The 12,480-nt window shown below is 72.1% G+C and carries 12 protein-coding genes; 3 read left to right on the forward strand and 9 right to left on the reverse strand.

Going from position 1 to position 12,480, the window contains the following annotated elements:
* Nucleotides 1-119: 119 nt before the first annotated feature.
* Nucleotides 120-314, forward strand: coding sequence for a hypothetical protein (locus ABZY12_RS02725; protein ID WP_356886359.1), 195 nt, complete (start codon nt 120-122; stop codon nt 312-314).
* A gap of 87 nt (nt 315-401) precedes the next feature.
* Here ABZY12_RS02725 and ABZY12_RS02730 read toward each other — a convergent pair whose 3' ends face one another.
* The 5 genes from ABZY12_RS02730 to ABZY12_RS02750 all read right to left on the reverse strand — a co-directional run bounded on the left by ABZY12_RS02730 (nt 402) and on the right by ABZY12_RS02750 (nt 5,989).
* Nucleotides 402-1,685: a helix-turn-helix domain-containing protein gene (locus ABZY12_RS02730; RefSeq protein ID WP_356886361.1), complete on the reverse strand. Its 1,284-nt coding sequence runs from the start codon at nt 1,683-1,685 to the stop codon at nt 402-404.
* Nucleotides 1,686-1,897: 212 nt separating this feature from the next.
* Nucleotides 1,898-3,541 (reverse strand): bifunctional 3-(3-hydroxy-phenyl)propionate/3-hydroxycinnamic acid hydroxylase, encoded by a 1,644-nt coding sequence (locus ABZY12_RS02735; protein ID WP_356886363.1) that lies wholly within the window; start codon nt 3,539-3,541, stop codon nt 1,898-1,900.
* Between the two features lie 18 nt (nt 3,542-3,559).
* Nucleotides 3,560-4,480, reverse strand: a complete 921-nt coding sequence (locus tag ABZY12_RS02740) for a VOC family protein (RefSeq protein ID WP_356886365.1) — start codon at nt 4,478-4,480, stop codon at nt 3,560-3,562.
* A gap of 92 nt (nt 4,481-4,572) precedes the next feature.
* A complete protein-coding gene (locus ABZY12_RS02745; RefSeq protein ID WP_356886367.1) occupies nt 4,573-5,478 on the reverse strand; it encodes a fumarylacetoacetate hydrolase family protein in 906 nt (301 codons plus the stop codon).
* 43 nt (nt 5,479-5,521) lie between these two features.
* Nucleotides 5,522-5,989: a lipocalin-like domain-containing protein gene (locus ABZY12_RS02750; protein WP_356886369.1), complete on the reverse strand. Its 468-nt coding sequence runs from the start codon at nt 5,987-5,989 to the stop codon at nt 5,522-5,524.
* Nucleotides 5,990-6,353: 364 nt separating this feature from the next.
* Here ABZY12_RS02750 and ABZY12_RS02755 point away from each other — a divergent pair, with 364 nt between their 5' ends.
* Complete coding sequence (locus ABZY12_RS02755) at nt 6,354-6,839, forward strand: LPXTG cell wall anchor domain-containing protein (protein ID WP_356886371.1); 486 nt, start codon at nt 6,354-6,356, stop codon at nt 6,837-6,839.
* Nucleotides 6,840-6,861: 22 nt separating this feature from the next.
* On the forward strand, nt 6,862-7,539 hold the full coding sequence (locus ABZY12_RS02760) for a SigE family RNA polymerase sigma factor (protein WP_356886373.1): 678 nt from the start codon (nt 6,862-6,864) through the stop codon (nt 7,537-7,539).
* 501 nt (nt 7,540-8,040) lie between these two features.
* Here the strand turns inward: ABZY12_RS02760 and ABZY12_RS02765 are convergent.
* The 4 genes from ABZY12_RS02765 to ABZY12_RS02780 all read right to left on the reverse strand — a co-directional run bounded on the left by ABZY12_RS02765 (nt 8,041) and on the right by ABZY12_RS02780 (nt 12,342).
* Complete coding sequence (locus ABZY12_RS02765; protein ID WP_356886375.1) at nt 8,041-8,607, reverse strand: hypothetical protein; 567 nt, start codon at nt 8,605-8,607, stop codon at nt 8,041-8,043.
* A gap of 238 nt (nt 8,608-8,845) precedes the next feature.
* Entirely contained in the window at nt 8,846-9,163 is a 318-nt protein-coding gene (locus tag ABZY12_RS02770; RefSeq protein WP_356886377.1) for a MerR family DNA-binding transcriptional regulator, read from the reverse strand.
* 72 nt (nt 9,164-9,235) lie between these two features.
* A complete protein-coding gene (locus ABZY12_RS02775) occupies nt 9,236-11,653 on the reverse strand; it encodes an FtsX-like permease family protein (protein WP_356886379.1) in 2,418 nt (805 codons plus the stop codon).
* Entirely contained in the window at nt 11,650-12,342 is a 693-nt protein-coding gene (locus ABZY12_RS02780) for an ABC transporter ATP-binding protein (protein ID WP_356886381.1), read from the reverse strand. Before ABZY12_RS02780 ends, ABZY12_RS02775 begins: the two co-directional genes overlap by 4 nt.
* Nucleotides 12,343-12,480: the final 138 nt, after the last annotated feature.

Below are 12,480 nucleotides of genomic sequence, written 5' to 3' on the forward strand. Positions count from 1 at the left end.
ATGACAATCAACATGTCGTATATGCGACAATCGTGGCCGTTTGTGATCGTCCTGTCACTGGTCCACGGCAGCTCGGTCAGGAACGTGCACGAATCGTCGTGGACCGCGTTGGGCTGGCCATGAACCAGCAACGCCGCGAACACGATGAGTACGTCTCCGGTATGCGGGCCGAGTCCACCGGAACCCGGGGACTGACCGGAGATTTCACTGACGGACATCTGCTCGACGAGTGTCCCTGGTGCCGGGAACTCGCGAAGTCGGAGGCCGCGAACTCGCGGCGCCGCAAGGCCAAGAAGCGGAAACGCACCGAGTAGGCGGACCATCCGGCCGGGTCGCGGGTAGCGCCGGCGGCTCCCCGCACGGGGAATCGAGCGCCCGCTGCGCCCGTCGCCCCCCCCACGTCACAGGGGGAGGTGCTGGGCGATCTCCAGTGCCAGGCGCAGTTCGAGCGAGTTGCCCGCCGTGGTGGCGGCGGGCAGCAGTTCCTCGGCGCGTTTGACGCGGTAGGTGATGGTGTTGCGGGCCACGTGCAGACGGTCGGCGGCCGTGCGCAGGCTGCGTTCCTCGGCGAGGTAGACGCGCAAGGTCTCCCGCAGTTCCCGCACCCTGTCCCCGCCGGAGGCCAGGGTGCCGAGGACGTCCTGGACGAACCACTGGGCGTGTTCGGGATCAGCCGTCGCCAGGGCCACCAGGCGGACCTCTTGGTAGTCACACAGCCATTGCCCTGAGTGGCGTGCGACGCGCTCCGCCCGGAGGGCTCCCAGGTGGCTTCGGCGCATGCCCTGCGGGCCGGTTCCGGGCGGGCCGAGAGCCGCCCGCACGTCGTGCGACCGGTCCAGCCGGTCCCGCGGGTGCCCTGCCCGGCCGGGGGAGTCTTCGTCGGTGACGGCGAACCAGACCCAGGCGCTCATGCTGTCGGCGGGGATCAGCAGCATGCCGGCCGCTGCCAGGGAGCGTGTCATCGCCATGGCCGTTCGGTGCAGTCGCTCCGCGACGGGCGTGCGGCTGTCGGTGTCGTCGCACCACAGGACGGCGGCGAGGTGGGTGCGGGAGATGTCGTAGTGCAGACTCCGGAGCGCGGTCACCGCGTCCACCGGACGTCCGGCGAGCACGTCGTCGACGATCGCGCGGCGGGCGGCTTCGTCGCTGCCGCGCCAGCGGTCGCGTTCGGCGATGTACTCCTCGGCCATCATGCTCGCGTGGCTGTCCGCGTAGGTGAACAGCAGATCGTTGACCCGACGCACCTCCGCCAGGCGCCGGTCGGCCGGGACGTGTTCCTCGATCGCCGCGGCGAGGTCGTGCGCCAGCCGCGCGTGCCCGAGCCGTACGCCCCGCAGCACCTGGTCGAGGGGGATCCCGCGGCGCGCGAACTCACGGCACCCCTCCAGTGTTTCGCCGGTCAGCGCGGCGATACCGCGCGGGGACTCCGACACGAGCAGCCGCAGAGCGGCCAGGACGGCCGACTCGGTGGACCGCCGCAGGGTGGTCACCGGGCCCTGGCCGCCGCCGTGCTCCGGGACCTGCTCCAGGATCTCCCCCGCGATGGCCTCGGCGGTCTGCACCGCCCACCGGGCCGGGCCCGAGCCCAGGAGTTCCACCGCACTCGCGATGGCCGTCGACGGCATCGCCGGGTCGACCGTCCGATGCTGGTCCGGCTGAAGCCGCATGAGCCACTGTCGAGTCATGAACCGTGCCCTCGGGGTGGGGAGTGGTCGGGGTGCGCGTCCGCGGGTGGCGCGCGCGTGCCCTGTCATTACAAGCCGCTCAACGGCCCGGCTGCCAGGCCGGACGCCCGTACGCGGATGCGGGCGCGTACGAGGAAGGTGTCTTGCATGGCGATCGGCGGTGACGTCCGGTTCTCCTTCGGCGGCGCCGACGGCCGGCGGCTCCGGCCGGCTCACCGCACGGGCGAGGCGAGGGTGAGTCCGTCACGGAGGGCGGTCACCAGGGCGGGCACGTCGTGCATGTGCGCCGCCGCGCCGAAGACGTAGTGATCAGGGCGCAGCAGCAGGGCGTGCCGTCCGGCCCGGTCCAGGTGGGGAAGGTAGGCGCCGTCGAGGTCCACCACATCGGACCGGCCGTCGGCCGCGGGGTCGTCGGTGATCCTCAGGAGACGTATTCCGACCAGCTCGCACCATGCGACCGTTTCCGCGTCCAGCACACGGCCCGGGTCCTCGACCGCCAGGAGGGTGAGGCCCGTACCCACCACCTGGTCGAACAGCCCTGTACGGCCGCGGAAACGTACCCGGCCCTGGCGGCCGAGTTCACCGGCCGGTTCCGCCGGGCTGCCGTCGGCCTGGCACGAGAGGAGTCCGCCGGTGAGGGTCTGCGGCGGCATGCCCGCCAGAGGATCGCGACGGGCCCGCTGGTCGGCGAGCATCTGAGCGTCGCGCTCGGCGGCGGCGCCCGGGTCCGGCTCACAGATGATCCGGCCCAGGTGCACCGAGAGCTCGATGGCGTGCCGTAGGTGCTGGGAGCGTTCGGTGGTGTAGGTGTCCAGCAGTGCCTCGTCCGCGTGGCCGGACAGGACGAGATCGAGCTTCCAGCTGAGGTTGGCGGCGTCCCGGATGCCCGAGCACATGCCCTGGCCGGCGAAGGGGGGCATCTGGTGGGCGGCGTCTCCGGCGAGCAGGAGCCGGCCTTCGCGCCAGGTGTCCGCCCAGCGGGCCTGAAAGGTGTAGACGGTGTGCCGTTCCAGGGTGGCGTTGCCGGGGTGCACGTCCCACGGTTCGAGCAGCCTCCAGGCCGATTCGGCCCGGTTGAGCTCGGCGACCGTCTCACCGGGCAGCCGCATGAACTCCCACCGCCGCCGACCGGGGCCTCCGGAGACGACGGTGCTGGGCCGTGCCGGATCACAGACCTGGAGGTTACGGGGGGACCACGCCCGGTCCCGGTCGTGCGGGACGACGTCGAGGACGAGCCAGTCGTACTGGAAACCGAGGTCCGTCATCGCCGTCCGCATACGGGAGCGTACGAAGCTGTTCGCGCCGTCACAGCCGACGACGTACGCGGCACGCAACGTGCGGTGCTCCCGTACGCCGTCGCGCAGCAGCGGCCGGTCACCGGCGCTCGCGGCCACGGTCGATTCGACGCCTGTCGGCTCTTCGGTCAGCTCCATGGCCTCCCAGCCGCGCAGGATGTCGATGCCGGGCAGGGCGCGGGCCCGCTCCTCCAGGGCGGCTTCGAGACGGGGCTGGGTGAAGATGCTCATGAACGGCCAGCCGGAGTGGCTGGTGTCGTCGAAGGCGAGGCGCAGCAGGGTCTGGCCCTCGCCGTTGCGCCACTCGTAGTCCTCGGCGGGCTCGCTGAGCGTCGGCAGGACGTCGTCGAGTCCGAGTGAGGCGAGGATGCGGGCGATCTCGTGGTCGAAGACCACCGCGCGCGGCAGCGGGTAGGGCTGCGGCCAGCGCTCGACCACACCGACCCGCCGGCCCCGCATGGCCAGCTGGATGGCGGTGGTGAGCCCCACGGGCCCCGCGCCGACGACCAGGACGTCGTACTCGAAGGTCATGGCTGCGCCCATGTCGTTGTCGGGGTGCATGGTTGTCTCGTACTCCCGTCAGCTCGCGTCGTGGGCGCCGGTCATGAGAGCGGCGAGGTCTTCGGGGTGGAGGAAGGACGGCGGCACGGGCGGGCCCCAGCTGTAGAGCGCGCGGACGTCCTCCCACACGCGCGGCGTCCACAGCTGGTCGTCGACGATGCAGTCCATGTCGGCGAAGTACTCCGAGAAGTTGCCGGCCGGGTCCTTGAGGTACCAGAAGAAGTTGGATCCCAGGTGGTGGCGGCCCAGTCCCCACACGTGCCGCTCGGGGTGGCCCTCCAGCATGCGGGTGGCGCCGCGGCCGACCTCGTCCACGTCGTCGACCTGCCAGGAGGAGTGGTGCAGGAAGGCGATGGGGGCTTGCTGGACGAGGACGTTGTGATGGTCGGTCGAGCAGCGCAGGAACGCGGCACCGGGCACCAGGTCGCTTGCCTTGAAGCCGAGTCCCTCCGTGAAGAACCGCTGGGACGCCTCCTGGTTCGTCGACCCGAGGACGACGTGGCCCAGCCGGCGCGGACGGACGGCGCCCTCACGGAGCACGCCGGGGGCGCGCACGTCGGGGCGTTCGGGTCGGCCGGGCGCGTTGTACGGGACGGGGGCGGGGGCGGTCTGGACGACGCGGGGCTGGACCTCGACGGTGACGGTGACCTCGGTACCGGGGTCCACCGCGCGCAGGGAGTGCGTGTCGCGGATGAACGGCACCTCCAGCCGGTCCAGGGCCGCGCCGATCCGGCCCAGGTCGTCGGCGTCGTCCGTGCCGACGACCAGTTCCTCCAGGCGGCGACGGCCGGCGTGGACGATCTTCAGCTGCTCGCCGCCGTCGGCGGAGGCGAAGCGTCCGTCGCCCAGGGCGGTCAGGCCGAAGTCGGCGTAGTAGGCCGCGGTCGCGTCGACGTCGGGGACGCCCATGGTGATGCGGGCGAGACGGTGCAGGGCCATGGTGGGCTCCTCGGAACGGGGGCGGGGAAGGTGGGCGCGCGTTGGGGCGGTGCGCGGTGTGGATGAGGCGTGGCTGTGTGGCCCGTCGGCGACTACCGGTGCGGGTGTCGGTCGTGGCGGCTGTCGGGGCCGTGCGGGCCGTCCGGGTAGGCCGAGCCGGCGACCAGGGGGTTGCGGAGCTCCCCGACACCTTCGATCCAGCTGCGCAGTTCCTCGCCGGGGGAGAGGAACCGGCGCGGGTCGCGTGCACCGCCCACACCGGCAGGGGTACCGGTGAAGAGCAGGTCACCGGGGAGCAGCGGGCAGATCCTCGAGATCCAGGCGATCTGCTCGGACACCGAGAAGATCATCCGGCTGGTGCGGGACTCCTGCATCGTCTCCCCGCCCAGCGCGCAGCCGAGCGCCAGGTCGTCGGGATCCGCGAACTCGTCGGGGGTGACCATGACAGGTCCGGTCGGGCTGAACCCGGGGAACGACTTCCCGAGCGAGAACTGCGGTGCCGGTCCTTCCAGTTGGATGCGCCGCTCGGACAGGTCCTGGCCGGCGGTGAGCCCGGCGACGTACCGCCACGCGTCCTCGGCCGCCACGTGGTGGGCCTTGACCCCGATCACCGCCACCAGCTCCACTTCCCAGTCCACGAGCGTGCTGGGCAGCTCGATCGTGTCGTGGGGGCCGGCCAGTGAGGTGGGGAACTTGGTGAAGACAGTCGGCTGGGCGGGCGTCGTGGCCGCCGACTCCTCGACATGGTCGGAGTAGTTCAGGGCGACGGCGAAGACCTGCCGCGGACGCGGTACGGGCGCGCCCAGGTCCCGCGCGTCGAACGGGGCACGCTCGTGACCGGCCACAGCCGTGGAATCCGCCCAGGCACGGAACTCCGGCCAGCGGTCGAAGACGGCCTGCGGGTCGGAGGAGAACAGGCCGTCGCTGGCCTTCTCCACGTCCACCACGCCGTCGTCGAACACGAGCGTCAGACGGTCATTGACATTGGCTGTGCGCATGGCGCACACCTCCGCATCGAAGTGAGATCAAGGGATCTGGTGATCAGCCCCGGCGGAACTCGTCGTCCATGGCGGGGCGTTCGGCCACGGGCGTCAGGGCCGGGGGCGCAGTGCCGGATCGGCTCGGCGCCATCGCAGGAGCCAGTGGGAACCTCGGCTGGTGACGGCCCGTCAGCTCCAGCCCCCCGGCCCGGAAGCGGACGGCCCGCTCCAAGGTCGCTCCCGCCCACGGCCCGAAGTGGCTGAACCGGACGTGATGGAGCACCGCCCCTCCCTCCGTGGACTCCCAGCGGCCGGCGTACGCGACGGTTCCTCCAGGTGCACGGTGGGCGTCGGGGACGCCGGCGTGGCCCTCGGGGTCGGGCGTCAGCAGGGCGCTCATCCAGCCGTCGGCGGTGTACAGCAGCATCCCGCCGGGCCGCTCGCCGAGCGGGTGGGTGGTGAGCCCTGCGCGTGTGGCCGAGAAGCCCTCCAGGGCCCAGACGCCCACCAGGCCGTCCAAGTCGTCCACGAGCACCTCTCAGGTTCCTCAGGCAGGGCCGGTCCGGCCGGGGAGGACGCGGTCGCAGCACGGGTCAGCGCCCGGCCGGCCGGACCGTATGACCGACATCCGCCGACCACGCACCCAAGCCAACCCGCACACCCGCGTGTGGCTCTCGGTCCCGGGGGCCAAAGATCGGCCTGCCCTTTGGGGCGACGGCCCATAGGGGGAGGTCATGGCCGGGGCCACGCCCGCCGCGTACGCACGGGTGCGAGCCGAGGGCCCGCTGTTCGAAAATTTCTTACGGAAGGCGGCAACCTCCCGGGCACTCGCACGTCGTGCGGGATGAAGGGGCGTGATCCCGCGCCCCCGTACCCACGTCGGGAGAACCACCGTGCCCCACCTGAAGCGCGCAGTCGTCATCGCCGCCGCCACCGGCGCGATCGTCGCCGCCGCCGTACCCGCCTGGGCGGCGGCCGGGCCGAGCGCCACGCCGTCCGCCGCGCCGGCCCCGGTCACCAGCGGCGCGCCGAGCGCCACGCCGGTACCTTCGTCACCGGTCACCCGGGACCCGTCGAACGCCGGACCGTCCGCCGCACCGGCTCCGCTCACCAGCGGCGCCCCGTCCGCCGCACCGGCTCCGCTCACCAGCGGCGCCCCGTCCGCCACGCCGGAGCCTTCCACCAGCGGCGCCCCGTCCGCGACGCCGGAGCCTGCCACCAGCGGTGCCCCCGGAGCCCCGCAGCCCTCCGCCACCCCCGAGCTCGCGCATACTGGTGGCGACAACGCCACCAACGCCGCTCTCGGGGCCGGCGCCCTCGGGCTCGTCGGGCTCGGGGCCGGGACCCTGTTCGTCGTACGGCGGCGCGCTCTTCGCTGACGTGCTCGATCCGAGAAGCCCTGTGCTGCACCACGCCCTGCCGTTCCGCCCCGCCGCGCCCGGATTCCCCCGGATGCGGCCGGGCGGTGGGCGGGGCGTGCGCGCGGCACTGCGCGCTCTGTTGCTGCGCCGCGACCGGTCCGCCCCACCCGTCGACCGTCCCCCAGCGAGCCATCGGCCGCCCGCGCCCTCGTACGGCACCGCGGCCCACCGGCCTCCCACCGTCACCGACCTCTACCACGCGCACCGCCTCGGCATGGTCCGCCTCGCGGTGCTCCTCGTCGATGACCTCGCCACCGCCGAGGACGTCGTCCAGGACGCCTTCACCGCCCTCTACCGGCGCCATGGCGAGCACATCACCGAGGTCGACAACGCGCTGGGCTACCTGCGCACGGCGGTCGTCAACACCTCCCGTTCGGTGCTGCGACGCCGCCGGACCGTCCGCGCGTGGACGCCGCCGGCCCCCGCCGACATCCCGTCCGCCGAGGAACACGTCGTGCTGGACGAGGCGCACCGCGAGGTGCTCACCGCGCTGGGCATGCTCACCCCACGCCGCCGCCAGGTCCTGGTCCTGCGGTACTGGGCCGACCTCAGCGAGGCGGAGATCGCCGAGACCCTGGGGATCAGCCGGGGAGCCGTCAAATCGAATGCCAGCCGCGCCCTGGACGCACTGGAAAAGATCCTGGAGGGACGCGTATGACGGCCGAAGGGGAACGCGAACGTCTCGTGGAACACCGGCTCCGGCAGGCCCTCGCAGCCCGAGCGGAGTCGGTGACCGTACGGGATCTGCGTCCTGCCGCGCCGCCCCGCCCGGCCCGCCCGCGGCCGTGGTGGAGGCGAGGCCCGGTGTCGCAGGCCGGCCGCGCCGGTCTGGCCGGCCTCGCGACCGCGGCCGTGGCCGGCATCGCCTATCTGACGCTGGCCCCGGCACCGGCCGACCCGCGCCCCGTCCCCCCGGCCGTCCCGCCCGCGATCACCTCCCCGACCCCGGGCACGCCTCCGAGCGCGACCCCCACCACGAGCCCGAGCCCCGCCCCGAGCACAACGCCGCACCGGCAAAGTCCGGGAGTCCGACCCTGACTCCGGCCCGAACCGCGACGAAAGACCCTCCGCACCGACCCCGTCCCGCGCGCGAGCGGCGGCGTTCGACGTCGTCGAGGGGGAGGAGGGTTTCGGTCGCCTGAGTCCCGGCCTCCGGCGGTCACCGTTCATAGTCACCGCGCGGTGTATCGGCTCCAGGTCCGTTGGCCTCGTGGGGCGCGGTCGGCTTCTGCGAGGCCACGTCGAACGCGGTGCCGCCGGCGAGGACCCGATAGGTGGGGCAGCCGGTCATGGCGTCGAAGATCCGGCCGATGCCGTCCGACAGCTTTTCGGCGGTGTCGCTGTACAGCTCCTCGGTGACCTCCGAGTTGCTGCCTCCGGTGTAGGTGAAGATGGCCTTCGCCTTGCGCGGGAATGCGAGCGAGCCCCCGGTGGCCGCATCGCCGCCCAGCTCGCTCAGGGCCGTACAGCCGACAACGGTTACGTCGTCGTGTCGGGACGGACGCTCCGGCCGGCGCAGGTAGCCGCTGCCGAGGTCGCTCTCGTCGAGCAGGCGCGTCTGCAGCGCGGCCGAGGACAGCGGGGCGGCGTTCTGGTCGGCGCCGGCTGACTTTCCGGCCTGGGACGGGGAGGCGGTGCTGGGCTTGGCCCCGGCCGTGCCGGTGGAGCAGGCGGGTAGGGCGAGCGCCCGGGACGCTGCGCCCGCATGACCGAAGACGGTTTCCACCGCGGTGACGTCGCGGCCCGGGGGCTCGTAGGAGCCGGTGCCGGCCCCGACGTTCAGTGCCGTCCGTGCATCCCCGAGCGCATCCCGGACCCTTGCGGCGATCCGCGGCTCGGTGCGCCGCGTCGCCGGGTAAGCGGACCCGATGGCGTCCTACAACTGCGCTCAAGCACTTTCAGTTGTTCCTCCGGTGTCGTCCTGACCCCCATCGCCCGCGCCTCCAGTTCCCTGTCGATGGCCGTCACCATGGCAGCAGCGCGGTCGCGCTGTTCCAGCAGCAGGCCGCGCAGTCGGGGCAGGTGCGCGACCGCGTCGGTGGGCCGGGTCGTCGACCAGATCCGCTATCTCGCGCAATCCGAAGCCCAGCCGCCGGTAGGCAAGCACCTCCCGCAGCCGCTCCACGTCGCCCGCCGAATACCCGGTGCCCGGCCGAGGTTCGCGCTGACGGCCGCACGAGGCCGATCTCGTCATAGTGATGCAGCGGGCGGACGCTCACACCGGCCGGCTCGGCCACGCGCCCCACGGTCAGGTGTTCCTCCACGCCACGACCATGGGGCATGACGTTGCGTGAGGGTCACGTGCTTCGCCTTGACCTGGCGGACTGTCCCGGCGACATGCGCTCCGCCTGACGCTACTCGGTGCGCAGCGCTGTTGCCGCACCGGCCTTGGCCGCCCAGCCGGCCGGGACCAGCGCGCCCAGCAGGGCGAGCACGACGCCGCCCAGCCCCAGCAGGAGCAGCTGAACCGGCGAGTACACATCGAGGACCGACGACGGCATGCTCGTACCTACGGCGCGCCCCATCACCGGCATGACGAGGCCGTGCAGCACGTATCCGATCGGCACGCCCATCAGGGCGCCGATCACACCGATCGCCGCCACCGAGGCGAGGACGAGGCTGACTGTCTGCCGCGGCGTCATGCCGATCGCTTTGCAGACTCCCAGGTCATGGATGCGTTCCCGGGTGTCGAGGACGACGGAGTTGAGGATGCCGAGGCCGGCCACGCAGACCAGCATGAGGGTGAACAGCAGTGCCATCGCGTCCATGATGAGGATGACGCCCTCGTGCTCCGCCGGGGGGATGGTCGTGGCGTCGCCGCCCAGCGGCTGCACCACCGCCGCGAGCTTCTGGGCGTACTCGTCGGCGGAGACGCCGGGCTTCACCTCGACGAGGAACGTACTGGGCTCGGCCGATGGGAAGTCGGCCATCTCCGCGTGGATCTCCAGCTCATTGCCCGAGGTGTCGAAGGACTCGCCCACGATCCGCAGGTCGACGCTCTCCTTCTCGTAGGTCAACCGCACCGTGTCGCCGACCTTGGTGCTGGTCCGCTCCAGGAAGCGCGTGGGCACCACGACCTGCCCCTTACCGGTGATCCAGTGCCCGGAGAGCATCTCGTAGCCGCCGTCGCGCGAATCGCCTTCGTAGAGGCTGACCTGAACCGAGCCGGAGACCCCGGCCACGGCGGCCTCGGTCTGGAGCTTGCCGTAGTACGACTCCAAGCCGGCCTGGGACTTGATGGCGGACCGCACTTTCACCGGGTCGGCGACCCTGGGCTTGGGCGTGCCGGCCACGCCGCTGCTCACGGGAGACGGGCTTGCCTCGGTGCCCCCGACAGGAGGCGGCGGCGGGGGAGCGATGTTGTTCAGCCTGACCGTCGTGACCGTGACCGCGGCACGGCTCTCGGGATCCTGCGAGGAGCCGACCGCGCTCAGGGACGAGGTCAGCCCCACCGCGAAGGTCGCCGCGATCGTGCCGAACGCCACGGCGAGCAGCATCGCGAGGGCACGGACCGGATGCGTGAAGGGGGTGGCGAGGCCGTAGGTCGCCGGCCGAGACAGCGGCAGCAGCCCCAACGCCCGGTGCGCCCACTGCCCTCGCCCCGTACGCGGCGCTCTGCCGACCGCGATGGCCTCGACCGTGTGCAGCTTTCCGGCCCGCCGTGCGGGAATCAGCGCCGCGAGCCCTACGACGAGCAATGCGGCGGCCGGCACCGCGATGTCCACCCACCAGGCCACCGAGAGCGAGACGGCACCGTACAGCGACTCCGTGTCCGCCAGCATCGGCACTGCCAGGAGGTTGCCCAGCAGGACTCCCACGGCAATGCCGGCGCAGGCCGGAATGAGAGCCTGGGCCACGTAGGCACGGACGACCTCGCGCGGAGTGAAGCCGATGGCCTTGAGGATGCCGATCCTGCGCATACTGGTGCCGACCGCACCGCTGATCACGCTGCTGACGATGATCACCGACATCACGATGCCGAGCACGCCGAAAGCCATCACGAATGGGACGGTCGCCGCCGCACCCTGATCCGCGGCGCGCTTGGTGTCCAGCCAGGACTGCGTACCGAGCAGCGCCCCGGACTCCACGGAGGCGGCGAGCCTCGCCCGGTGGGTGAGGATCCGCTCCTTCGTGCCCGCCGAGTCGAAGCGGTAGAGCATCTGACGTGTGACGGGATTGCCCTGCGACGCCAGCGCGTCGACCTGCGCTGGGGTGGCCCAGGCGTCGGCGCTCCTGCTGCTCGACACGGCGAAGCCGACGACCGAAAGGGCCGGGGCGTTCGCGGTGTCCGCGGTCTTGAGGGCGGAGCCGATCTCGAGGCCCGGCCCCTCGAACGCCGAGCTGAGCACGATCTCGCCCGGCTTCTGCGCCCACCGGCCGGACTTCAGTTCCACGCGGTCGACGTCACCGTCCGGGCCGGGCCGCCCGACCAGGGTCAGCGTCGGCAGTGGTGAGCCCGCCCGATCCACTGGGCGGAACACCGTGGACGGGTACGGGCCCGCGCTCGCGGTGACGCCCTCCAGCCTTCCGGTCTCCGCCAGCCGCGCCGCACTCGCCTTGGCCGGATCGAACTCTGCCGTGATGTGCGCGCCCTGCTGCTTGGTGAAGGCGTGGTCGAAGGGCGCGGCCGCGGCGACCATCAGCGCCCCGGCGACCACGGCCGAGGCCACGGCCATCATCGTGGCCACGGCGATCACTACGGTCTGCACGCGCCGCCGGCCGACCCCGGAGCGCACGACCCGGCCCAGCGCGCCGTTACCGAACAGGCTCACCGGACGACCTGCGCATACGTGTCGAGGGCCAGGTGACCGTCGACCAGACGAATCGTGCGGCTCGCGCACGCCTCCGCCAGCGCCAGGTCATGTGTCACCAGCACGATGGTCTGGCCACCTCGGTGCAGATCCATCAGCAGATCGCGGACGTCGTGGCCCGAGGCGGTGTCCAGCGCACCGGTGGGCTCGTCGGCGAGCAACAGCTCGGGCCGGTTGATCAACGCGCGGGCGACACCGACCCGCTGGCGTTCACCTCCCGACAACCGGCCCGGGTAGGCGCGGGCGTGCTTGTGGATGCCCAGCATCTCCATCAGCTCACCCGCGCGGGCCGCGGCCTCGCGCCGACCGGTCCCGGTCAGCTGGGCAGGGAGCTGGATGTTGTCGATGACGGTGAGGTCGTCGAGGAGGTTGAAGAACTGGAAGGCCATGCCGATGTGCTTGCGACGGAACGTGGCGAGGGCGTGCTCGCCCAGCCGGTCGATCCGTCGCCCGGCCACGATCACGGAGCCCTCGGTCGGCTTGTCCAGGCCGGCGACGAGGTTCAGCAGCGTGGACTTGCCGCTGCCGGAAGGTCCCGTCACGGCAATGGCCTCACCCTTGGCGACGCTGAGCGTGAGCGGTCCGAGCGCCGGCGCGCCGGCGCTGTCGTAGCGCTTCGCCACACCCTCCAGTTCGATCACTTGATTCATGCGGGCTGTCCGTCCTCACTGTCGCGGGAAGCAACATGCCGTTGCCGGTCCTGTGAACCTAGGAGCGCCACCGGTGGGGCGCGTCGGCCGCGGAACCGACATCAAGTCCTTCCTGCGGACAATCCAGCCGCGGACCCC

The organism is Streptomyces sp. NPDC006551, from assembly GCF_040611675.1.
Lineage (GTDB): Bacteria > Actinomycetota > Actinomycetes > Streptomycetales > Streptomycetaceae > Streptomyces.

Excerpts from the sequence above, each read along its gene's own strand:
- ABZY12_RS02730 (WP_356886361.1), bottom strand. The coding sequence starts at position 1,685 with ATGACTCGACAGTGGCTCATGCGGCTTCAGCCGGACCAGCATCGGACG.
- ABZY12_RS02735 (WP_356886363.1), bottom strand. The coding sequence starts at position 3,541 with ATGCACCCCGACAACGACATGGGCGCAGCCATGACCTTCGAGTACGAC.
- ABZY12_RS02780 (WP_356886381.1), bottom strand. The coding sequence starts at position 12,342 with ATGAATCAAGTGATCGAACTGGAGGGTGTGGCGAAGCGCTACGACAGC.
- ABZY12_RS02745 (WP_356886367.1), bottom strand. The coding sequence starts at position 5,478 with ATGCGCACAGCCAATGTCAATGACCGTCTGACGCTCGTGTTCGACGAC.
- ABZY12_RS02725 (WP_356886359.1), top strand. The coding sequence starts at position 120 with ATGAACCAGCAACGCCGCGAACACGATGAGTACGTCTCCGGTATGCGG.
- ABZY12_RS02740 (WP_356886365.1), bottom strand. The coding sequence starts at position 4,480 with ATGGCCCTGCACCGTCTCGCCCGCATCACCATGGGCGTCCCCGACGTC.
- ABZY12_RS02770 (WP_356886377.1), bottom strand. The coding sequence starts at position 9,163 with ATGCCCCATGGTCGTGGCGTGGAGGAACACCTGACCGTGGGGCGCGTG.